The sequence below is a fragment of the Mesorhizobium kamtschaticum genome, from assembly GCF_056174585.1.
This window is the reverse complement of record NZ_JBWBWI020000002.1, coordinates 577,752-599,447: the sequence shown is the minus strand read 5'-3', so window position 1 is coordinate 599,447 and position 21,696 is coordinate 577,752. Positions and strand designations below refer to the sequence as shown.

General features: G+C 59.6%; 15 protein-coding genes and 3 pseudogenes. 12 read left to right on the top strand and 6 right to left on the bottom strand.

The window, feature by feature from the left end; translation table 11 throughout:
• Positions 1 to 325: 325 nt before the first annotated feature.
• Positions 326 to 646, bottom strand: coding sequence for an iron-sulfur cluster assembly accessory protein (locus AC0V7N_RS38600; protein ID WP_496628165.1), 321 nt, complete (start codon positions 644 to 646; stop codon positions 326 to 328).
• Between the two features lie 718 nt (positions 647 to 1,364).
• On the opposite strand from AC0V7N_RS38600, the gene AC0V7N_RS38595 reads away from it, so the two are divergent.
• Positions 1,365 to 2,432: a hemin-degrading factor gene (locus AC0V7N_RS38595; protein WP_258581050.1), complete on the top strand. Its 1,068-nt coding sequence runs from the start codon at positions 1,365 to 1,367 to the stop codon at positions 2,430 to 2,432.
• A gap of 590 nt (positions 2,433 to 3,022) precedes the next feature.
• On the opposite strand, the gene AC0V7N_RS38590 is transcribed toward AC0V7N_RS38595, so the two are convergent.
• Both AC0V7N_RS38590 and AC0V7N_RS38585 read right to left on the bottom strand, forming a co-directional pair.
• Complete coding sequence (locus AC0V7N_RS38590; RefSeq protein WP_496628164.1) at positions 3,023 to 3,217, bottom strand: hypothetical protein; 195 nt, start codon at positions 3,215 to 3,217, stop codon at positions 3,023 to 3,025.
• A gap of 417 nt (positions 3,218 to 3,634) precedes the next feature.
• Positions 3,635 to 4,852, bottom strand: a complete 1,218-nt coding sequence (locus AC0V7N_RS38585; protein WP_496628163.1) for an MFS transporter — start codon at positions 4,850 to 4,852, stop codon at positions 3,635 to 3,637.
• 700 nt (positions 4,853 to 5,552) lie between these two features.
• Here AC0V7N_RS38585 and AC0V7N_RS38580 point away from each other — a divergent pair.
• From AC0V7N_RS38580 to AC0V7N_RS38540, 9 genes and pseudogenes are all read left to right on the top strand, one after another.
• A complete protein-coding gene (locus AC0V7N_RS38580) occupies positions 5,553 to 5,837 on the top strand; it encodes a hypothetical protein (RefSeq protein WP_496628162.1) in 285 nt (94 codons plus the stop codon).
• Positions 5,838 to 5,848: 11 nt separating this feature from the next.
• Positions 5,849 to 6,409, top strand: coding sequence for a type II toxin-antitoxin system VapC family toxin (locus AC0V7N_RS38575; protein WP_496628161.1), 561 nt, complete (start codon positions 5,849 to 5,851; stop codon positions 6,407 to 6,409).
• A 915-nt stretch (positions 6,410 to 7,324) separates the two neighbouring features.
• On the top strand, positions 7,325 to 8,542 hold the full coding sequence (locus tag AC0V7N_RS38570) for a cytochrome P450 (RefSeq protein ID WP_258581046.1): 1,218 nt from the start codon (positions 7,325 to 7,327) through the stop codon (positions 8,540 to 8,542).
• A gap of 42 nt (positions 8,543 to 8,584) precedes the next feature.
• Positions 8,585 to 8,692 (top strand): annotated as a pseudogene (locus tag AC0V7N_RS38565) (ferredoxin); the annotation flags it as partial.
• Between the two features lie 300 nt (positions 8,693 to 8,992).
• Positions 8,993 to 9,598, top strand: coding sequence for a nuclear transport factor 2 family protein (locus tag AC0V7N_RS38560; RefSeq protein WP_258581045.1), 606 nt, complete (start codon positions 8,993 to 8,995; stop codon positions 9,596 to 9,598).
• Positions 9,599 to 9,933: 335 nt separating this feature from the next.
• Positions 9,934 to 11,535: pseudogene (locus tag AC0V7N_RS38555) on the top strand (SDR family oxidoreductase).
• A gap of 316 nt (positions 11,536 to 11,851) precedes the next feature.
• Positions 11,852 to 12,904 carry an LLM class flavin-dependent oxidoreductase gene (locus tag AC0V7N_RS38550; protein WP_496628160.1) on the top strand — a complete coding sequence of 351 codons (1,053 nt, stop codon included), beginning with the start codon at positions 11,852 to 11,854 and terminating at the stop codon, positions 12,902 to 12,904.
• A gap of 297 nt (positions 12,905 to 13,201) precedes the next feature.
• Positions 13,202 to 13,498, top strand: a pseudogene (gene fdxB, locus AC0V7N_RS38545) (ferredoxin III, nif-specific); the annotation flags it as partial.
• Positions 13,499 to 13,519: 21 nt separating this feature from the next.
• A complete protein-coding gene (locus AC0V7N_RS38540; RefSeq protein ID WP_258581233.1) occupies positions 13,520 to 14,140 on the top strand; it encodes a nitrogen fixation protein NifQ in 621 nt (206 codons plus the stop codon).
• Between the two features lie 21 nt (positions 14,141 to 14,161).
• On the opposite strand, the gene rpoN is transcribed toward AC0V7N_RS38540, so the two are convergent.
• The 3 genes from rpoN to AC0V7N_RS38525 form a co-directional block, all read right to left on the bottom strand.
• The gene (gene rpoN, locus AC0V7N_RS38535; RefSeq protein ID WP_258581043.1) at positions 14,162 to 15,637 is read right to left on the bottom strand and encodes an RNA polymerase factor sigma-54; all 1,476 of its coding nucleotides are present in this window, start codon (positions 15,635 to 15,637) and stop codon (positions 14,162 to 14,164) included.
• Positions 15,638 to 15,710: 73 nt separating this feature from the next.
• On the bottom strand, positions 15,711 to 16,244 hold the full coding sequence (locus AC0V7N_RS38530; RefSeq protein ID WP_183455271.1) for a peroxiredoxin: 534 nt from the start codon (positions 16,242 to 16,244) through the stop codon (positions 15,711 to 15,713).
• 1,524 nt (positions 16,245 to 17,768) lie between these two features.
• The gene (locus AC0V7N_RS38525; protein ID WP_258581041.1) at positions 17,769 to 17,909 is read right to left on the bottom strand and encodes a hypothetical protein; all 141 of its coding nucleotides are present in this window, start codon (positions 17,907 to 17,909) and stop codon (positions 17,769 to 17,771) included.
• Positions 17,910 to 18,641: 732 nt separating this feature from the next.
• On the opposite strand from AC0V7N_RS38525, the gene AC0V7N_RS38520 reads away from it, so the two are divergent.
• Both AC0V7N_RS38520 and AC0V7N_RS38515 read left to right on the top strand, forming a co-directional pair.
• Positions 18,642 to 19,394, top strand: a complete 753-nt coding sequence (locus AC0V7N_RS38520; RefSeq protein ID WP_258581040.1) for a carbonic anhydrase — start codon at positions 18,642 to 18,644, stop codon at positions 19,392 to 19,394.
• A gap of 958 nt (positions 19,395 to 20,352) precedes the next feature.
• On the top strand, positions 20,353 to 21,654 hold the full coding sequence (locus AC0V7N_RS38515; RefSeq protein ID WP_496628159.1) for a SidA/IucD/PvdA family monooxygenase: 1,302 nt from the start codon (positions 20,353 to 20,355) through the stop codon (positions 21,652 to 21,654).
• Positions 21,655 to 21,696 lie beyond the last annotated feature (42 nt).

Here is a 21,696-nt window from a genome sequence, read left to right as displayed (position 1 = left end):
GTACAAGCACTTCCACGATGGCTGCGAGGCATCCCGGGGCAGCCTTTGTGTAGCAACTGATCTGCTCCATGGCGGTTTGCCGATGGTGAGTTCGATAGCCGCCGACAATGAGGCGACCGCGGCGCGGCCGCTGAAGGTCTGGCGCTCGGCGGCAGTGATCCTTGACGTCCCCCGGTCGATGCCGTTGACAGATTCAAACATGTCGCCGTAGCGGATGGTCCCGAGCTTACCTCCTGAATTGGCTGTTTCCAGAACGTCGGCATGCGTCCGGTTGAAGTGTTCCTTGGCCTTCCCGCTAAAGTTCCACATGCGGCTTCTCGGGCGATCAGCCGAAGGACTTGCCGCAAGCGCACTTCTCCCGCGCGTTGGGATTATCGAAGACGAAGCCGGAGGACTCCAACCCCGTGACAAAGTCGACGGTCATGCCTGCTACATGGGGTTGAGACCCTACGTCCACGAATACCTTGACCCCATCTGCCTCAATGATCGCATCGCCCTCGCGCAAGACGCTCTCGGGGCCCATCGAGTATTTGAAGCTGGCGCAGCCGCCGGTCTGGACCATGATACGAAAGCCTTCCGCCGGCTCGCTGGCGCGGGAAAGGACGGTCTTGACGGCAGCAACTGCGGTGTGGGTGAGCGTAATCATGGCTCGAATTTCTCCTCAATCCGTCACGCATTTGCGGACGACAGCGCACGTGCCATGCCAAAGTAAAACGTTTTTAAAACAAAAGCTTGGCCCTTCAGCCCTGTGTCGGATGTGCGACATTGTCGGAAGTGCGCACGTCGCTCGTCACGTGAATTGCGCCGTAGCAATCCCGTCCTCGTTCCTGGAAGACGGCTGGGCGACACAACTGATGGTTTGTCTAACCCGCGACACAGTGGTCTCGGCGTGGGTCGTGCCACTCCTGCCTAAACCCTTGACCCGTATGCGAACGTCTTTCCGAGGTCGCTTCTGCGCAATTGGCACGACTTTTGAAGCCCCGCTTTGGAAGGCGGCACAACTGCCGACCGACACTGATTCGCGGGTGGCCTCGCGATCAGTGGAACAATGTAAGGGAAGCAAGATGTCAGGTTTTGACCAGATCCGCTTTCTGAAGGAAAGCAGCCCCGCCCGTCCACCCCCAAACGCGGGATCGGTCGGTTGGCGTCGACCTCTACAATCGCTCGCTACCGGCCAGTCGCCGGCGACCGCTTGATGGGAGACCGACATCTGACTGTCAGTCTCGTTGCGCCGTCGTACAGCAGCCAGCGCCTTTCGAGCCGGTGATCCTGGCCGAGCAAAAGATCGGCATCGAGCACACGGGCGGGCTCGATTGGAACAGGACAGCTGATCCTCAACAATTATGTGGAAGCAGGGGTAAGACATGGAGCAGCGCGAGAAACCCTCTCCGGACCAAATCCGGCGGGCACAGGAAGACAGTCCGAAAATCCGCGAGCATGATCTCGCCGCCAAATTGAGCATTTCGGAAGCGGAGCTGGTCGCGGCGCATTGCGGTTCCGGCGCGGCGCGCATCGAGCCGCGCGTCAATGATCTGCTGATAGGCCTCGAAGCCGTGGGCGAGGTAAGGGCGGTGACCCGAAATCAAAGTGCCGTGCACGAGAAGATTGGCTTGTACAACAAGGTCGTAACCGGCAACCACCATGCCATGGTTCTCGGCGACGACATCAACCTGCGCATCTTCCCGAAGGGTTGGGCGCATGGCTTTGCCGTTGAAAAGCGCGACGACGGCAACATCCGCCGCAGCCTGCAATTCTTCGACGCTGCCGGCGCAGCAGTGCATCAGGTGGATGTCAGGCCGGCCTCCAACCTCTACGCCTATCAAAAGCTGGTGGCGGAGCTCGCATCCTCGAACCAGGAGCCGATCTTGTGGGTTAAGGCAAACGGAGCCGACTCTGACGCAGAGGTTCCGGACCAAGCCGCCATGGTCACGGAGCTGCGCGAGCACTGGAGCCGGCTGACCGACGTGCATCAGTTCTTCGACATGCTGAAGACGCTGAAGCTCAGTCGCTGCCGGGCGCTGCGCATGGTTGGCCAGGATTACGCCTGGCAACTCGACAATGCCGCCGTTGGCGCCATGTTCCAATGCGCGAGCGAAGACGAGATGCCGATCATGTGCTTCGTCGGCAATCGTGGCTGCATCCAGATCCATTCCGGCCCGATCAAGTCGGTCAAGCCCATCGGGCCGCGGATCAATGTGCTGGACGAAACCTTCCGCCTGCATCTCTCAACCCACCACATCCGCGAGGTTTGGGCCGTGCGCAAGCCGACCAGGGACGGTCACCTCACCTCACTCGAAGCCTATGGCGCCGACGGCAGAATGATCATCCAGTTCTTCGGCGAACGCCGCGAAGGCGAATGCGAGCGCGGCGACTGGCGGCTCCTAGCCGAGACCCTGCCGCGTATTCCAACCCCGACGGACCGCGTGAGGTAAGACCGATGCATGGTGATTTCCGTTTTCGCTCGGTGCCCGCGCCGGTAATGTGGGTTCTGCTGGCTACCGCTCTGCCTGCCGCTGCCACCGAGGCGCAGCTGTCTTTTCGGATCCGCCGCGGATCGCCTCGATTGGAGGTTCCATCGCCGAGATTGCCTATGCCGTTGGAGAGTATGGTCATCATAGCTCCCGTTTCGACGACCCGAACGCCGCGCTGAAGCTATGGCTCAGCTGCCCCGCGCAGGGGGGTCTGTCGCTCCAGGGTCCAACATTCTGGCCTTGCTCGACGGAGGGCAAGTGATGGACGAGAAATCGATTGGTCCCATTATCACTATGCCAGAGCACGGCCTCCACAAAGGCATACTCGAAAGATCCGCGTCGCCGGCAAGGCGCGGTAGACGCCAGGGCCAGGAAGTCCTTTGCCGACAGGGCATAGGCCGAAAAGCAGACGGCCTCGATCAAAGGACGCGGAAAGACCGCGAACGCTTGGTCTATGCAGCCGCACGCAAGGTATTCATTGCGCCATTCCTTGCTTGTGACCTGTACAACCTCTGGAGGCGCAACATCTAGCTACGCACAATCCAGTGTTTTCAGCATTGATGGTAGTGCTGGATGTACAGCAGGTCGGCATGCCTTGGGCGGCCGGGCCGGGGTTGGCGGGACCAGATGAGCTGGAGGCGGTCCTCTCCTTCGACCTGGATGGCAGCCGGGAAGCTCGAGTCGTTGATGTCGCGACGCCGCGCCAAAAAAGGCCCGGCATTCAGCATCGGCACCAATCTGCTCATCGCGTAAACTGCAATTTGTCGCCGGGAGGAGCCATGGGTAGACAAGCTGTTCATCTGTGAGATCAAGCCGTCCGAAACTGGCAACCAGAATAACGCGATCCGGGGAGACGTCGCTCCTCGAGCGTGTCGCCGCCATTGCGAGAGACAGGAAACGAGTCGACGCTTCTAGAACCGCGCCTAGTCACCATCAGCTGCCAAGCGCGACCGGCGCTCGCCCGGGCTGCGTAACCCTGACCAACTCCGCCCGGGCGAACGCTGACCGCTCCCCGTAGGCGCGGAGGTGGGCCGGTGAGGGCGCTGGCGCTTGTCCATGCCCGATCTGAAGCCGACGTTGAAGTGACAGTAGCCGCGATCCAGGCGGCTGATGCGATTGCATCTCTCAGCGCGCTGAGCTGAAGGCATTGCCTGTCGGGCCGTCTAGGTTGCGCGCTTCGGGCCAAGCAGGAAAACTGTGAGGGCGGCGAGGAACGTGGCAACCGCGCTGTAGGCAAAGACACTGTGAACGCCGGCATATTTCACCAGTAGTCCGCCGAAAATCGCGCCCGCCGCGATGGCCACTTGGAACGTTGCGGCCGTCAGCACACCGGCGCTTTCGGCCTGCCCGGGAACGGCGCGCAGCACCATCCACGTCTGTAATCCCACCGGCACCGCACCGAAGGCAAAGCTCCATACGACAATCGCAATCGCCGAGGCCCAGGCCGATGCTCCCAGCATCAGCAACGAGATAGCGGCTATCGCCATGAGCAGGGATGGCAGGGCCGCGACTGCCTTGAGGCTGTGTTGGGCCAGGAATGCGCCAGCTAAATTGCCGAAGATGCCGCCTATGCCAGAAGCGAGCAATACCAGCGGGATTGTCTTGCTATCGAGCGCGGGAATCCTCTCAAGGACGGCGCGGATGTAGGTGAAGCTGGCAAAGTGCCCAGAAGCGACCAGGACTATGACTAAAAGGGCGACCTTGATGGTCGGCTTTTTGGCCACATCCAGCAGACTTCGGAATCCAGCCATTTCAACCGGAGGCAGCGTCGGCATCGTTACGAGTTGCACCAGCAGTGTAACGGCATTAACGACCGCGGTGATCATGAAGGGCTCTCGCCATCCCCAGATGTCGCTGACATAGGCGCCGATTGGAGGCGCGCATACGACAGCGACCGAAACGCCGGTGAGGATGATTGACATGGCGCGCGGCAGAAGGTGATTTGGAACGAGCCGCATCGCCACCGATGCCGAAATCGACCAGAAGCCTCCGAGCGCAATGCCGAACACGACGCGCGCCGCCAGGAAAACCGGCAGCGACCACGCGACTTCCGCCAGAAGGTTGGACAGGATCTGCAGCAGCATCATCGCCCACAGTACGATCCTGCGGTCCAGGCGCTTTGTGATGATGGCCATCGTCGGCGCCGAGATCGCCGCAGCAATCGCGGTCGCTGTCATCGTCTGTCCAGCCGCACCCTCGGTGATACCGAGCTCGCGCGCGAGCGGCGTCAGCACGCTGGCCGGAAGAAACTCTGCCGTCACCAGCCCGAAGGTGCCCAAGGCAAGCGAAATGACCGCACCCCATGCGGGACGCGACCGTTCATCTGGCTTTTTTGGGTCGTGCGGAACAGCCTCCAGGAAGCCTGTCGCGGATTCGGTCATCGATAAGCTCGCCAGTTTGGATGCTGCAAAATGGATTGGCTGCGTTGACGCATTAAAGCCAGAAGCGCCGCTGTTCCCGGCGTTTCACGCAAGATGTTCATCGCTGCCGGACATGTTGTGATAGTGCCGCGTGCAATATCGGTGCCGGCTTCTCTGAGCTGGGGACGAGGGTGTCATTGTCGGAAGGCACCCCATCGGGCGATTCTATGGCGACCATCACCTTCGGTCTCGGGCCGGCCATGCGCAAAGCAGCTAGCGAGGACGGAAGTCTGAAGGAAACGATGTCCCGCGGCGGGAACGGGGGCACGCTCTCCTCAGCGCTCCTACAGAGCTTCGCGTCTCGGCCATGGTTCTGCTTGTAGCTTTCTTCGTGCCATGATGGGCTTTAACGATGAGAGCAAGCGCCATACCGCTTTACTTGGAGGCACCCGATCGATTTTTTGCAGCGACCCTTTTTGGCTTTAGCAGGAGCCCTTCGCCGAGACCGAGCACGCCGCACATTTGCCGGAACGAATGACTGCTCAGCAATCTGAGCGAGCTTCCGAGTGACAAAGCAGCTCCCACCTGTTATGTTCGACAAAACACACGCCTTGGCTAACAGCATCGGAGATGGCGATATGACGAAGACGCTGGGAATGCGGTCGTTATCGACTGCTCCGCAACAGCGCCTCGTTGCGAAAAGAAGCGCAAGCGGAGTCTGATGCGTAAGGACGCCAACAAGGACATGCCGGGCGAGCAGAAGTTTGTCGTTCGGCAGACGCTTCGTGCTGCCATTCGCAAAGGCCTGATCGGCTCTAAGGACGAGCGGATCACAGCACGTTTGAGCCATGCCCTCATTGAGCAGGCTAAGCGCCAGACGGGCATTAAGGGTGACACCGAGCTGCTTGAATTCGCTCTTGCGAATGTCGCGCTCGAGGACAATTTCCCCGCGACCATGGACAAGCTCGCGGGAACCATCGATCCAGACATCAAGCTCGGCTTCTGATTGAGGTTTGAGTGTCAGAATTTGATGTTGAAGCAGCCCTTCGCTCGCTTCGTGGCTTTCCAACCAAAACACTTGCTCGCCGACCTGATGATCAGCTGCCCTTCGTGAACGAGGGCGAGCTCGGCGGGCAAGCGCTATTGCTCGACACCTGTGTGTACATCGACAGGCTCCAAGGCAAAGCGCCTGCGTTGGTGAAGCAGATTATGGACGGTCGGCACAACAACCATTCAGCCATCTGCATCCAGGAGTTGGCCCACACGCTTGGTGTCCTGAAGCCCGACGATCCCCGCACCGGGGGCGTGCATAAGGCTCTGTCCGAGGTAATCCGATCCATGCCCGGACACCGGATCCTAACGCCCGATGCCGACGTCCTCGGCCGCGCTGCTGTTCTGAATGGCGTGCTCTGTCGCCTGCAGGGCTACCAGGATGACCAGAAGCTGCGCTGCCTGCATGACTGCACTCTGTATCTGCAGGCATCGAAATCGGGGCTTGTCCTGTTGACTCGGAACATCGCCGACTACGACTTCTGCCGACAACTCATTCCTGGGGGCAAAGTGCTTTTCTACAGGTAGCGCCACTCTCAATGGATTGAGGAGGAAGGTTTATTCTTTGACACCGACATGCCTATCAAAACAATCTGCACGTCGGGAAGCACGTCTTAGACAGCACCAAAATCGGTCGGTGGCGACGGTTCAGAAATGCCGCAGCCGTTCCGCACGGCTGCGTCAAGCCTCCGTCCGCCACCCTCGGAGACGTTGAAAATAGCCACTCGCTATCAACGGGTTGAATAATGATCGGTGGCTTTTGCTACCTCATGCCGCACATTCGCTCGGTCACCCGGACCGAGCAATGGTGCTGTATGGTTAGGGTAAATCTGCACTTCCGCACCGGCTCGGGAAAGAGGTAAGCCGTTCCGGACGGGCCGGCCGATGCATTGTCGCACACTGGCTGGCACTGTGTGTCGACCGCGTAAGGAGCGCTGTCTCTAGATCCAGCGCGTCCTTGCGTGCGCAGTCACGGCGGTCTGCGAATACACGCTGTGGCAGCATCCACGACGCGCACTGTTGCTATTCCCGCTCTGTCGAGGGGGGCTTTGACATCCTCCAGCTCTCAGCAAGCGCGCCACTCGGGAAGGGGTGAGGACCAAATTCGGCTCGGGCCGCGGCGTTCGCATGCTTGAGGGTCCTTTCATTTGCTCCTTCGTGTGTCCGAAGCTGAACAAGAATGTCGCAATCCGACCAAAAGGCCGCCAAGACCGGGCCACCGGTTCGGACCAACTGGTGCAACGCAAACGGTGCGCTAATCGGCACGCAACTTGCCCCGACAAGTTTAGTCAGGGGACGTCAGCACTGCTTGATGGAGTTCAGCAGTGACGGCCAATCTTTACGGCGCCTGAGCCAGGACGTGCCGAACGCTGGTAATCGACGTGTGACCAGCCGTGGGATCCCGATCGAGCGCCAGAACGCCTGACATTGAGGAGAAGCCAAATGGCGATTAACTGGGTTCCAGATCACATCCCGCCCGAAATGGTGAGGGACTTCAGCCTGTTTACGTCGCCAGGCATGCTGCCGGCGCCCAACGGGGACCCGCACGCAGCGGTCGCTTGCGTCCATGCCGGGCCGCCGATCTTCTATTCTCCCTACAACACGCGCGATGGCCGCGGCACCTGGGTCATCACTCGCGCCAGCGACCAGCGCCGGGTGCTGCAGGACGCTGAAACCTTTTCGAGCCATCGCAGCATCTTCGCATCCGCGCTGGGCGAAAACTGGCCGATGATCCCGCTCGAACTTGACCCACCGGCCCATGGCGTTTTTCGCTCACTGCTCAATCCGCTGCTTTCGCCAAAGCGGGCCATGGTATTGGAGCCGGCTATCCGCGAGCGAGCGGTCGCGCTGATCGATAGGATTGCCGCAGCGGGCACAAGCTGCGACGTCATGAAGGAGTTCGCCTTTCCTTTCACGGTCAACATCTTCCTTCGCTTTCTAGGGTTGCCGGATCACCGGCTCGATACATTTGTCGGCTGGGCGAAAGATCTCATCCACGGCGACCATCTGAAACGACCGGCCGCTGCCCAGACAATTGTTGCCTTTATCGACGAGCTTGCGACCAAGCGCCGCAAGGACCCGGTCGACGATTTTATGACCTTCATCGTGCAGGCACAGGTCGAGGGCCGCCAGCTAAGCGACGTGGAAGTCCGTGGCATCGGCGTGCTTGTGTTCGTCGCGGGGCTCGATACGGTGGCAGCTGCTATAGGCTTTGACTTGGCGTATCTCGCCCGCAACCTCAAAGATCAGGAACTGCTGCGGAGCGAACCGGACCGGATCGCGCTCGCAGCTGAAGAATTGCTGCGCGCCTATCCGACCGTTCAGATGATCCGAGTGGCAACCAAGGACATCGACTTCGAAGGCGCGCCGATCCGTAAGGGGGATTACGTTTCCTGCGCCACGATGATTGCCAATCGTGACCCGGCAGAATTCGAATGCCCCAACACGATCGATCTGGCGCGAGAGAACAACCGCCACGCCGCCTTTGGCTATGGTCCCCACCGCTGTCTTGGCTCACACCTTGCCCGGCGAGAGATTGTCATTGGCCTGGAGGAGTGGCTGGCGCGCATTCCGGCCTTCCGGATCAAGAAAGGTACGGCACCCATCACCTCTGGCGGCCATGTATTCGGGATCAAAAATCTGATCCTGCACTGGTCCTGATGAAGCCAGCCCCGAGCGGGCACGGAAATTGAAGGTAGCGGTATGCGCATCATCGTCCATAAACCCAAATGCCAGGGTCACGCGCGATGCTCGGCGCAAGCGCCCGATATCTTCAAGCTCGATGAGGAGGGCTACATCCTGCCTGGTGACATTGAGGTTGCGGAGGGGAAGCACCTACTTGCGTCACGAGGCACGCGATCTTGCCCGAACGTGCACTGGAACTCGACGCTACACCCGCTGCGCGGGCTGAATCGGATGTCATTCAACCGAGAGGCCGGCGGGTTTGATTTTCGACCATGTGGCCGCACACTGGAAAGAACGGCATGCGGCGCGCCGCCGTCCTGGGCCAACGGTGCAGGGGCATCTCCGGAAACGAGGTGCTCCCATGGTGTGAAAAAACTTGGGCGGCTTAGCGAACCTCTTCCGATCACAGGATTTGCGACCAAGACGATGGACCAGGGAAAAATTACCGAACTACTCGACCGTGAAGCGATCCGCGACTGCCTCTATCGGTACTGCCGCGGGATAGACCGCGCGGACGAGGCGGCGTTGCGCAGCGCGTACTGGCTCGATGCGCATGACAATCACGGCGCCTATTGCGGCTCGGCAGAGGGCTTCATCCGGTTTGCGCTCGGGGTCTTCCAGACCGGGCCTCGCAACATCCATCAGATCACGAACATCCTGATCGAATTCATCACCCCGACAGAAGCCGCGGTCGAGAGCTATTTCACCGCGCTGCAACGCGGACCGGACAAATACGGAGAAGTACGCCAGACGCTCCTCTGCGGCCGCTACTGCGATCTGTTTCAGAAAAGGGAAGGGGAGTGGCGGATTGCCGAACGGACGGTGGTCTACGATTGGCTCGAGGAGCAGATCCCAGCAGCGATCCCTGAGGCAGAACGGTTCGGGTCGCGGCAGCCTATCGGCGCACCTCATCCGGATGACCCAGTCTACGCGCTTGAGAAGCATCGCATCCTCCTCGCCATCAGGCCTGCAGAGGTTCCGAACGGAGACAAAAGCTATGATGATTTTGCAATGGCACAGCGATCCCGGTGAGAGCCTGCCCGGTAAAGACGTAGCCGAGAGGATTGTCTTTCTGCCCCGTAGCGGCGTGACCGCAACAGCGGTCTGCTCTGTCGCTGATAAATTTGCTGGCGCAAGAACGGGACTCTGTTGCGCGGCAGTCTCCGACCCCCAAGCTCAGACCGGAGGACCGGTTCGCAGAGGCAAGTGGCTTACCTGGATCCAGATCGCCTCTCATCAAAGGGTCCGTCGCCAGCTTCGCCGGCCAACTGGCCATCACCAGGACGTGCTGCTTTGCCGCAACGGATCATTTGGCCGCCGAATATTGATGGGGTGACATCGTTGAGGCTCGGCGCGGAGAAGTTCTTATGAAGCGGGCAGGACGCATCGTCATCATTACAGGCGCCGCGGGCGGGATCGGCCGGGCCCTGGTCGATATCCTTGCCGGGGGTGGAGACACTGTTGTTCGGTGGACCTTCCGGGCAGCGGCGTGGTTGAACTGGCCCGTGGCCTCGGCGACCCGCATCTTGGCCTCGAATGCGACGTCTCGCGAGACGTGGAAGTCCTCGCCCTTTATGGCCGGGTCGAAGCGCAGTTCGCTCAAATCGACGTTCTCATCAACAACGCGGCCATCGGACCGACCATGACTGCGACTGTCGACACGGCAGCCGATGCCTTCCGGCGCGGCTTGGCAGTAAACCTGATTGGGCCGTTTGTCATGGCCCGCGAAGCGGCGAGGCGGATGAAGCGGGACGGCGTCATCGTCAACGTCGCTTCGCTGGGGGGGCTGGTCGGCAGTCCCAGGCGCAATGCCTACGCAGCCTCGAAAGCGGGCCTGATCTCGTTGACGAAGTCGTTTGCATGCGAATGGGCTTCGCGCGGCATACGCGTGACGGCGGTTGCGCCAGGCTATGTGCGCACGCCGATGGTCGCAGAACTGGAACGCGCGGGTAAAATGGACCTTGCGGCGGTACGCCGCCGCGTGCCGATGGGGCGCATGGCGCGGCCCGACGAGATCGCCCGGGCCGTGCGTTTTCTGACCAGCGTTGAGGCGCGCTACATCACCGGATCGGTGCTGGTGGTCGACGGCGGCTGGACGTCATTCAACCAGCCGGGGGACGCGCACCCGGCGGTGGAAGGGACGCCCAGAGCCGAGCTCTCTTCTGAGTGCGAACGAACCGATGCGCGAATCGTGCTCGTCACGGGTGGCGCGAACGGCATAGGCGCCGCCATAGTTCGCTGTTTTGCAGCGACCGGCGATACCGTCGTGATTGCTGATAAAGATCGCGCTGCTGCTACTGTACTCGCTGGATCGCTCGGCGGAAAGAACCTGGCGAAATTCGTGGATGTGGCCATCGAGAGCGAGGTGGTGGCGCTGTTCGAGGAGATGAGGGGATGCTTCGGGCGCATCGACATCCTCGTCAACGGTGCTGCTATTGCCGACACCTTTGTGGCGGGCTTCGAACAAATGCCGGCAGAAATCGACCAGGTCCTGGATGTCAATCTCACCGGCGCCTTCACTTGCGCGCGTGAGGCGGCCAAAGCGATGCGCCCCGGCGGCGTGATCCTCGATCTCGGATCGATCAACAGCTTTCTGCCCTTTTGCGCCGCGCCATGCCTACGGCGCCTCGAAAGCGGGGATGGACATGCTGACCCGATGCATGGCGGCCGAACTCGGGCCGGTCGGCATTCGGACAGCCACCGTCGCTCCCGGTTACATCCGCACGTCTGCACTTGCTCAGTTGGTGAAGGCCGGCTGCATCGACTCAACAGCGATCGCACGACGAATTCCGATGGGCATGATGGGACGGCCGAAAGACGTCGCAGACGCGGCGTTTTTCCTCGCTTCGTCTGACGCCTCATACATCAACGGCTCGATCCTCTATGTGGACGGCGGCTGGACCTCGTTCGGCGATGCGGGAAACGCCAGCGAATTCTATGACGAATATTTTGCGGAGGACGCGGGTTGATTATCGCCATTCGCCATTCGCCAGGCGACGGCTGCGGCTCGTCGAAGCCGACGACATCCAAGGCTTCAAGCTCCGCCCGCGCCGCGCCCGCAGCGCTGTCTACGATCGAAGATGTTCGGCGGCGACGAACACGTCCGCATCGCGGTCGAAGCAGTTCCAACCGCTCGCGGGCGCGCGTGCAACCGCAGAATGCGAGCGGTTTGCCGCAAGACTATGCCGCCGCCAACCATCGGATCCACACCGTGGCCAAAGCCATCTGTGCGCATGCCGATCGCATCCCCTGTTCTACCAATTCCCTCTGGAGACATGAAAGACCATGGAATTCGCAACCTTCATCCTGGCCGCCCAGCGCGGCTATCATCAATCTTCCGACAGCGTCATCCGCAACTCAATCGAACAAGCCGTTCTTTCGGAGCAGGCTGGCTTCAACACCGCCTGGTTCGCCGAGCACCACTTCAACAATTACAGCCTTGTTCCGTCGCCCTTGATGATGGTGGCGCACTGCGCCGGCCTGACAAGCACCATTCGCCTCGGCACTGCCGTCTGCGTGTTGCCGCTCTATCACCCGCAGCGACTGCTTTCCGAGATCGGCTTCGCCGACGTCGTGGCGAACGGCCGTCTCGAGCTCGGAGTCGGCGTGGGATACCAGCAATTCGAGTTCGAACGCTTTGGCGTCAACATCGATGAGGCGCCGGCCATCTTTTCTGAATATCTGGACATCCTTCTGAAGGGCCTCAACCAAAATATCTTCGAGCACGATGGCCGGTATGAGAAGATACCCCCGACGGCGATTTCGGTGCCCACCGTCCAGAAGCCGACCCCGCCGATCTGGATCGCCGGCGGTCCCCCGCGCATGAGCCGGGCCTATCGCGAGGGACACAATTTCTTTGTCACAGCATTCCACAACGGCTTAGAGACTTTGAGCACGCTGCGCGAATCGATCGAGGAGGCGGCGGCTTCCGAAGGTAAGAATGTCACGGACGCCAAGATATCGCTGCTGCGTTGCTGCTATGCCAGCGACGACCAGGCAGAGATAAACAGCTATCTCGACAATGCCCGCTTCCAGCGCCGGCTGTCTGAAGCACTGCATCAGCGCCGCCAGCAGAGCCTGGACGGCTATTTGCTGCAGGAAACGCCGACGCAGCAGGATCTGTCATTGGAGACTATGCGCGAGAACCTGCCGATCGGCAGCGTGAATCGCGTGATTGATCGCCTACTGGAAGAGATGGATATCCTGAAACCGGACCAGATCGCAATTCAGACCCAATTGGGGGATTTCGACCAAAAGACAATGCTGCGCCAGATCGAGCTCTGGGGAGACAAGATCATCCCGGCGGTCAACAAGTCCCTCCCTCAGGTGAGGGTTTGAAATCCGCAACGGCTTGAGCTTCCACCTCATCTGCTTGTCGTCTCGAAAGGGCAGAAGCGCGCGCACAAGGTAGGACGGAATCTCCAGGTCGCTTGTCGTGATGGGGTTTGGGGCAACCTATGTCGAAGATCAGTCAAACCAGTGCCTTGCCAGGCTATCCATCGCTGTGGCTCCGGTCTGCGGCCCGGAAGCGGTGTCACTACGCCGCTCGCATAGTGAGGATGCAGCTTCCGCATGCCCGCGGTACCCCGGGCGCTCAGCAGCTGCAAGAAAGCTCCATGCATTGGGGAACTCCCGATGAGCGCTTTCGTCACCCGCGACGCCTCCAGATGGGTGCCGCGATATCTGACCACTCTCGACGGCACGACCTGCATCGGCTTCGGCCGCTGCTTCAAGGTCTGCTCGCGCGGGCGGTGCACCTCCATAGCGTCGATCAGCGAGTGATCCCTCCGTGCCGGCGAGGGCGAACACCTCGACGCCGAGCTCAACCGCATGATCATGCTCGTCGACCAGGCCGGCCGCTGCATTGGCTGCGGAGCCCGCGTTTACCCAAAGAACTGCCAGACGCATGTTGCGGCCGACAAGGTCGCGGCAGACGACCAGGAGAACGGCACCATGTTCGCTCATCACTATAGTTGGCTCTGCGCCCGCCAATGGCCGCGGATCGAGTTGAAGAGTGGGTTCGATCAGCATGTGCTTGCCTGTGTGCTTTCGTGTGCGCTCGAGGAGGTCGAGGCCGGCGAGGCGACGGCGACGGAGTCGACTGGCCTTTCGCGCGCAGAGCTGCGCGACGTGCTGACCCACAGTTTCCCCGCTACCGCGATGAACGCCTTCGCCTTGGACGAGCTATGCGACCCCAAGCCGGAAATGGAAGAAGAACTTCTGCACAGCCTGCTGCTGGCGCATGCCCGGCCGGGCGACCCGGCGAGCGCCTGCTTCGCTAAGATCGTCGCCCGGCGTGCCATGCGCAACAACCATCTCTGGCAGGATCTTGGCCTTCTCAATCGGGCCGAGCTCAGCCGCCTGCTTTCCACGCATTTTCCGACCTTGGCAGCCGGCAACACCCAAAACATGAAATGGAAGAAGTTCTTCTACCGCAAACTCTGCGAGGCCGAAGGTTTTTCGCTATGCACCGCGCCCACTTGCCGGGAATGCAATGATTTCGAAAGCTGCTTCGGCCCCGAGCAAGGCGAAAGCCGCCTCGCACACATCAAGAACGGGATCGCTTTGGATTAAGCGCCGCTTTCGTCAGCGCTGCTAGGCCGCGGAGCCTTGATCGCCCTCTAGCCATAAGCGCTTTTCCCGTCGCCGTTGCACAGAGGAGGGGATGTTCATCGCTTCGCGATATTTTGTGACGGTGCGGCGTGCAACATCGATGCCGGTTTCCTTGAGCCGGGCAGCGATATCATCGTCGGAAAGCACGTCAGCAAGCGATTCTCCGGCGACTATCGCTTTGATCCGATGACGCACAGCTTCGGCGGAGTGCGCGTCGCCGCCTTCGCAGGAGGCGATCGCGACAGTGAAAAAGTACTTCAGCTCGAAAACACCGCGTGGGGTAAGCATGTACTTGTTGGATGTCACCCGGCTTACCGTCGACTCGTGCACGTTGATCGCTTCAGCGACAGTCCTGAGATTGAGAGGCTTCAGGTGGGAGACGCCATGTTCCAAAAAGGCCTCCTGCTGGCGCACGATTTCAGTCGCAACCTTAAGAATCGTGTTGGCGCGCTGATCGAGGCTGCGGATTAACCAGTTCGCGTTTTGCAAGCATTCGTGGAGAAATGCTTGATCTTTCGAATTTTGGACGGCCGCGCGCGAGACTTCGGCGAAGTAGGTATGGTTGATCAGCAGCTTGGGTAGCGTGTTCGGATCAAGTTCGATGTGCCACCCACCGCCAGGCGAGGGCATGACCAAGACTTCGGGCATGACGCATTCCGGCCCTCCGGTGTGGAACTGATTTCCAGGCTTGGGGTCGAGAGCACGGATTTCATGCAACATGTCGAGAAGGTCTTCTTCATCGACGCCGCAATGCTGCTTCAATGCCTGAAAATCGCGTCTCGCAAGCATCTCAAGGTTGGCAACCAACGCTGCCATCGCCGGGTCGAACCGGTCTCGCTGGCGCAACTGGATCTCAAGGCATTCGCTGAGCGTTCGCGCAAAAAGTCCCGGTGGATCAAAGTGCTGCAAGATTCCGAGCACCCGTTCCACATCGTCCGCCCGGACGTTTAGGCTGCTGGCCAGTTCCACAAGGCTTACCTGAAGATAGCCAGTATCTTCCAAATGAGTGGCAAGCTGGCCAGCAATCAGCCTCTCCTGCGATGTGAACGCAGTGAGGGCGATCTGACGCGCGACGTGGTCGTGCAATGTTTCGGCGGAGACGGAAAAATTGTCGACTGCATTGCCCGCGCCCGGCGGGGCGTTGGCTGTGTTGCCGGTCGAGTTGCCGGTCGATTTCGATTGCATGAACCTTTCCGGGGCCTCGGCACTGATCGGCTTGTCAAAGTCCTTTTCACGTACGCCGATGTCGGGAACCTCTTCCGGAATCGACCAATCATCTCCAGACGGCCCTTCCTCGCTTGGCGCCAATTCCAAAAGCGGGTTCTTTGCGATTTCCTGCCCCACGTACTGATGCAGCTCGGTATGCGCCAGTTGCAGCAATCGGATCGACTCAATCAGTTGAGGCGACGCAATCATAGATTGCTTCTGACGTTGAAGAAGGCTTGCTGAGGATTGCATGGTGGGCGCGACTCCTGTCGAGCGTTGCTCTGGCGGTGGCCAATGGGATCTGCGAGGCTTTGACGCTGCTAGGTCATGCGGCAGCCTTGAGGGTTTCAAGAACGTTCTGCGGGGATGATACGCCATAGGGGTCGGCCTCGCAGTTGTCGGAGAAACCATCCTCCTCAAACCACTGCTCCACCACGCCATTGTTGATAAGGGCGGCGTAGCGCCAAGAGCGCATACCGAAGCCGAGATTGTCCTTGGCAACCAGCATGCCCATTTTGCGCGTAAACTCGCCCGATCCATCCGGGATGAGCCGTACCTTCTGCAGGCCCAAGGATTTCCCCCACGCATTCATGACGAAGGCATCGTTGACGGAAAGGCAGTAGATGGCTTCAATTCCCTCCTTCTCAAACTCGTCATAGAGGGCTTCGAATTTGGGCAGTTGGTAGGTCGAGCAGGTCGGCGTGAAGGCGCCAGGTAGCGAGAACAGGATGACGCGCTTGCCGGCAAAGTAGTCGTCGGATGTCTTTTCTTCCCAGCGATATGGATTGGGCCCCTGAACTGACTCATCGCGCACACGCGTGAGAAAGGTAACGAAGGGAACCCTCTTGTGGACGGTCATCAGCTCGCTCCTTTAAATGAAAACTTGTGCACGCCTTCTGGGCGTGCCGACATTTGTCGGCCTCGGCGCCCCAGGCACCAGATAAGGCCTTGCGGTTCCCGACCCGCTTTGATTCTCGTGGGATGGGAGCATCTTGGCTTCTGGTCTTCATCACCCGAACGACGTCGACATAGGTGATCTTGGTGGCTTCGGGCGGCGCCGACAGCCTTTTGCGGCGATCGCCTGAAGGGGACATCGACGACCCGCTGCTCGTCATCGAGGAAACAGGCGTGGTGATTAGAAGGGTCAGTTACGAAATAGGGCTGTGACGCGCCAACTGTTGGGTTGCGAGAGAGCCCCGATTTCGGAGTACCGAAGGTGGTTGGCAGTGACGCGCCGACGTCAGCTTGGGCATCCCTTTTTGGGAGTTCTTTGACACTCACACATTGATCAGGACCGGCCAGCAATTGGGGGAGCGCCATGAATTGGCGCGTCGGTCCCAGAACAGCCATGCGCAAGACAGCTACCGAGCACGGAGGTCTGGAAGGGATGATACTTCGATGTATAGCCGGAATGGGCATAGTTTCCTCAGGCGCTTGCATGCAGCTTCGCGTATAGGCCATGGTTCGTTCGTGGCTTTCATATGTGCTGGATGCCTTCTAGGGACTACATCGCAAGCGCCATGCCATTTGACTTGAAGCAGGGGTTCACTGCTTCGCAGGCAACCGTTCGGCGCGAGCAGTAGCGGGGCGCGCCTTTAGTCGTTTACTCGCCCCTCAGCAAAGGTACTGAGCTCGACCAGGTCACCGTATCAGCGTTCCCTGGATCGAAGTGGTATCGATCGGCTATGTCGTAAAGCTCGGAAATCCGCGGGCTCGCAAGACAGGCAGTTTACGGTGGGCGTCCAATCACACCCCGAACGTCGCACAACGGGCGCGTACTGTCAGGCGGTCACAACTTCCGCTCTGGCTCAGGTGGCTGCCGCGTTCGTTCAGGGCAGGTCGGTCCGTTTGCGCGACTGAGGTGGGGTGAGGTGAGGTATCTACCAGCAAACCATGTTGTGTCTGAGACTGGACGAGAATGTCGAAAGCCCGACGAAATCGTGACCTGGCCGGGCCGCGCGCACGGAGAAGTGGTGCAGCATCATCGGCGCAAGTCCGGCACGCAACTTGCTTCGATAATTCTGCCTGTCGGCCGTGCGTCGCGGAGGGCCCAAGCTGCTTGAATTCGCGACCGATCTCATCCGCGCTTGTGGCGGGTGGACTGCCTCCGCAACAGCCGCCTCCGGCGGGACTGTACAACCTACTGGTGACCGACTGTGTGATCTCAATCCGGTGCATGAACACTGACCTCCGAGATAAACCAGATGGCGACCAGACCGGTTTCAGACCATGTTGGGTTCGAAGTAGCGATGGACCCCGACCTGTTTATGTCGCCAGGCATGCCACCGACGCGCAGGAACGCAGCTGGTCGGCGGCGTCCGTGCCCGCCGCCGCCCGTCGCCTTTTTTTGTTCGCCGTATAACACGCGCCATCGTCGGGGTGACTAGATCATCACATGCTCCAAAGAGACCAGCGCGGGGTGCTGCAGAACACCGAAACCCATCTTCGCCTCCGCATCCGCCGGATCCTCGCTGCTCATCCGCCGCTGCCGCGGCATTGGTAAGCAGAAAGGCGAACGCGACATCAAGATATCCATCCCGTAAATGTGCCCCATCCAACCAATCGATTTTCCAAAGCTCCGCTGAGAAATATATGAAGGCGCTTGGTTTTGGTGGGCCGTATCACAAGTAGTATTTGGGATAACAATGGGTATTCGGTTAGCTCAAGTTCCGAAACCGTCGGCAGCGAGGGTCACGACGTGCTCTTGGATTTCAAGGGCAATGTCTGGAACGACGTTAGTCGAGGCGATGAGCCACCTTGGCTTGCGAGGGCAAGGATCAATCGGTCGCGAACAAGGCTGGGACGCACTCTCCCGTGACAACGGCCGCGACAAACCGCGTAGTTTCTGTGAGGAGAATGAGAAGTTCTACGATCCCGGCGAAAAAGTCCCCTACGCTGGTGACGGCTGCCGTGGGCGCTGTGTTCCAGTTCCACGATCGAATGTCGAAGCACTTTTGCCTCTGCCACCGCGAATAGCGAGAAAAATTCGCAAGATTGTACGCAACCCTAGATGGGGTACCGCCGCGAGTTATTGGTGTGCCGCCACGTTCAGGTCTGCTCAATGTCAATCTGTAATCGGTTAGCCTAAATCAGCGCGGTTGCGGGGTCGAAGCCGCCAGTCTGCTTCATGGACGGAAGCCAAGGCTTGCGCCAGGCGTCGCCCCGCACTTGACCACATGCGTCGCCCTATTGGCGAGCGGCCTGCTAGGACAGCCGCAATCGGAAACATCAGTTCGCATTAAGGAGCAAAAACAATATGCATCGTCGTAATCTGATTAAAGGGTTCGTCGCCCTCGGAGCATGCCCGGTTTGCGTTCAAGCCGCGCATGCGGCCAGCACTCATTGGGGATATACAGGCCCGGACGGACCGGAGCACTGGGCCGATTTGGACAAGAAAAATTTCGCCTGCTCGGCAGGCACGCAGCAATCACCGATCAATATCAAGAGCGCAGTCAAGGCCGAGATTCCACATATCGCCATCGGTTGGGGAAAAGGCGGCGGCAAGATGGTGAACAACGGCCACACCATCCAAATCAATATGCCGGAAGGCAGCACGCTGACTCGCGGGGATCGTGTCTACGAACTGGTACAGTTCCATTTTCATGCGCCGAGCGAACACCAGATGGCGGGCAAGACCTTCCCGATGGAAGCGCATTTCGTTCATAAGGACACACAGAGCGGTGGTCTGGGTGTGCTGGGCGTCTTTTTGAGGCCGGGCGCGACAAATGTCAGCTTTGCCGGCCTTGCCGCGGCCTTTCCCGGAAAGTCAGGCGAGGAGATCGCGGTCGACGAGGTCGATCCCAACGGGCTCCTGCCGGCGTCGCTTGGCTACTGGACCTACGAGGGGTCATTGACGACACCGCCATGCACCGAAAACGTCGAGTGGATGGTGGCAATGGAGCCGGTCGACGTCGACCCCGCAGACATCGAGCGATTTACCTCACTCTACCCGTTGAACGCGCGGCCTATCCATTCACCTAATCGGCGCTTCATTCTAGGCCTCGGTTGAGTCGGCTCTGTTGCGGTTCCATCCAGCAAAGCTAAGCAAATGGCACGAGCTTTGCAACTTAAGTGCGAGTCGGCGAGAGCTGCCGACCCGCATCACTTCCAACCAGGAGAACGGCCTTGCCCTTTGGAACTTTTTATCGCGTCTGACGCGTCACTGGTCCTATGCAGTAACGCTCTAATTGTCTCGTCCAGCATTCCATCCGCAACAGTCTGCACAACGCTGCGGTTTCGGGCGGCGCATATTCAGCTGGTCGTTTACCCACCCTTTCACCGTTCACGATTATGACCGAACCCTCAAACTGGCAGGCTTCAATAGTCGCTTTCTCGATTGACCGAATATCGTGAACGTGAGGCAAAATCACTTTTGCTGTGAGATCGGCCCGGCGGGCAACACTAATGATCTGCTTATCGGGGAATCGTTCTCTAAACATTTTGGCCGTTGCAACTTGGTCTGAGTCTGCCGTGAGCAGATACCCGACCCGATCACGAACCTGCTGCCCGTTGGTTTGACATAATTTCCTTCTGGCACGTTCGATGCAGGGGACATTCAGAACGCCCCAGCGGATGTCCTCCTATGATCAGCCTCATCGAAAAATACTGTCGCTGCATTCAACACCGCAGCCTTGACGGTCACCAAGCCGGTCGAAGGTCGGCGCATCATGGCCAAGGCGGGCGACTGCGCCGATTAGATACGGGAGGCTTGGAAGCATGTCGCTGACGGCGACGTGGCGGACATACGACAATCCGCCCAAGCGCGACATGTCGCCGGCATGAGTTGTTGATCTTATCACTTGGCTGGATCCACGGGCTTCACACCCGACAACACGAACGCGAGGACAAGCTGCTGCAAATCCAGCGGCACCAAGGTCGAGAATCCCTGCTGGAGGGTAAGCCCAACAGCTATGGCCGATACTTGCCGCGAACATCCCTTATTGGGAAACGCTATAGGAGCAAGACAAGTGGAGCACTCTTGCATTGGGGTCGGTGCTGGCCCGTCTAATTTGAGCCTTGCGTGTCAGTTACACGAGGAAATCGGGCAAGGGGCACTGTTCCTGGATCGGCAAGTCGACTTCCGCTGGCATCCAGGCAGCGCATTCGATACCTCGGAGCTCCAGAGCCACTTCAAGGATCTGGTCACGCTGGTGAATCCGCGATCGGCCTACACTTTCGTAAACTACCTGCACGAGAACGGGCGTCTGTACCACTTCCTGAACGCACAGTTCGAGGCCGTGCTCAGAGCTGAGTTCGAGCAGTACCTGAACTGGGCTTTCCAAAAAAATCCGCTTGTCCGCGGCGGAGAGACGGTGCGCGAAATCCGCTTTGACGGCGAGTTTCGGGTGCGGACGGACGACGCGGTTCTTGGCGCCAGAAACGTGGTGGTCGGCATTGGCAAGCAGGCGCAAATTCCGCCTCAGTTTCAGGGCTGGACTGGGGCCAACCTGTTCCACTCATCTGATGTACTGCACATCCATCCAGAAGTGCGGAAAAAGGATGTCTGCGTGGTTGGCGGGGGACAGTCGGGAGCCGAGGTGCTGTTGCATCTTGTCAGCCGGCCGAACGAACAGCGGCCTGCCTCGATCACTTGGGTCTCACAGCGCGAAAACTACCTGCCCATCGACAACAGCCCGTTCACAAACGAGTTGTTCATGCCCTGCTTTTCGGATCGTTTCGCGGCGATGAGCGAGTCGCAGCGCAAGCTCTTCCTTCGGCGTTTTGTGCTTGCCTCGGACGGCATTTCGGAAAGCACGCTGCGCGCTGTGTATCAGGCGCTGTACCGCCACGAATTTCTCGAGCCAAACCAATGCGACATCGCACTGCGGCCGGGTTGCAACGTCTCGCGCTGCATCAACGCTGGCGCGGGTCACAGGCTGACCCTGCAGCGCGGCATTGACGATATCGAAGAAGTCACGGCCGACATCGTCATCCTGGCCACCGGTTACGAGAACGCGGTGCCAGGCTTCTTGGAACCGATCGCGGACCGGCTGGAACAGATCGACAAAGAGATGGTTATTGGCGAGGACTTTTCGGTGTCCTGGGACGGACCGCGTGACAGACGCATCTTCGTACAGAACGCGAACCTCGGCCAGCGCGGGCTGGCCGATCCGAATCTTAGGCTGCTGGCCTGGCGCGCACGTCGCATCCTCAACAGCCTTCTTGGGCGCTCGCCATACGCGAACCCCGAGCATCCTGGATTCATCAGTCGTACCTCCCTCGAGAGCTGGTGCGACACCGCAGGCGAAGAAATGGGCAGCGGGATATGACTCGTCGACTCTTGGTCATTGGCGGTGGCATCCAAGGAATGA

Excerpts from the sequence above, each read along its gene's own strand:
- AC0V7N_RS38595 (WP_258581050.1), top strand. The coding sequence starts at position 1,365 with ATGGAGCAGCGCGAGAAACCCTCTCCGGACCAAATCCGGCGGGCACAG.
- AC0V7N_RS38520 (WP_258581040.1), top strand. The coding sequence starts at position 18,642 with ATGCATCGTCGTAATCTGATTAAAGGGTTCGTCGCCCTCGGAGCATGC.
- AC0V7N_RS38570 (WP_258581046.1), top strand. The coding sequence starts at position 7,325 with ATGGCGATTAACTGGGTTCCAGATCACATCCCGCCCGAAATGGTGAGG.
- AC0V7N_RS38580 (WP_496628162.1), top strand. The coding sequence starts at position 5,553 with ATGCGTAAGGACGCCAACAAGGACATGCCGGGCGAGCAGAAGTTTGTC.
- AC0V7N_RS38590 (WP_496628164.1), bottom strand. The coding sequence starts at position 3,217 with ATGAGCAGATTGGTGCCGATGCTGAATGCCGGGCCTTTTTTGGCGCGG.
- AC0V7N_RS38525 (WP_258581041.1), bottom strand. The coding sequence starts at position 17,909 with ATGTCGCGTTCGCCTTTCTGCTTACCAATGCCGCGGCAGCGGCGGATG.
- AC0V7N_RS38530 (WP_183455271.1), bottom strand. The coding sequence starts at position 16,244 with ATGACCGTCCACAAGAGGGTTCCCTTCGTTACCTTTCTCACGCGTGTG.
- AC0V7N_RS38560 (WP_258581045.1), top strand. The coding sequence starts at position 8,993 with ATGGACCAGGGAAAAATTACCGAACTACTCGACCGTGAAGCGATCCGC.
- AC0V7N_RS38550 (WP_496628160.1), top strand. The coding sequence starts at position 11,852 with ATGGAATTCGCAACCTTCATCCTGGCCGCCCAGCGCGGCTATCATCAA.
- AC0V7N_RS38540 (WP_258581233.1), top strand. The coding sequence starts at position 13,520 with ATGTTCGCTCATCACTATAGTTGGCTCTGCGCCCGCCAATGGCCGCGG.
- rpoN (WP_258581043.1), bottom strand. The coding sequence starts at position 15,637 with ATGCAATCCTCAGCAAGCCTTCTTCAACGTCAGAAGCAATCTATGATT.
- AC0V7N_RS38585 (WP_496628163.1), bottom strand. The coding sequence starts at position 4,852 with ATGACCGAATCCGCGACAGGCTTCCTGGAGGCTGTTCCGCACGACCCA.
- AC0V7N_RS38600 (WP_496628165.1), bottom strand. The coding sequence starts at position 646 with ATGATTACGCTCACCCACACCGCAGTTGCTGCCGTCAAGACCGTCCTT.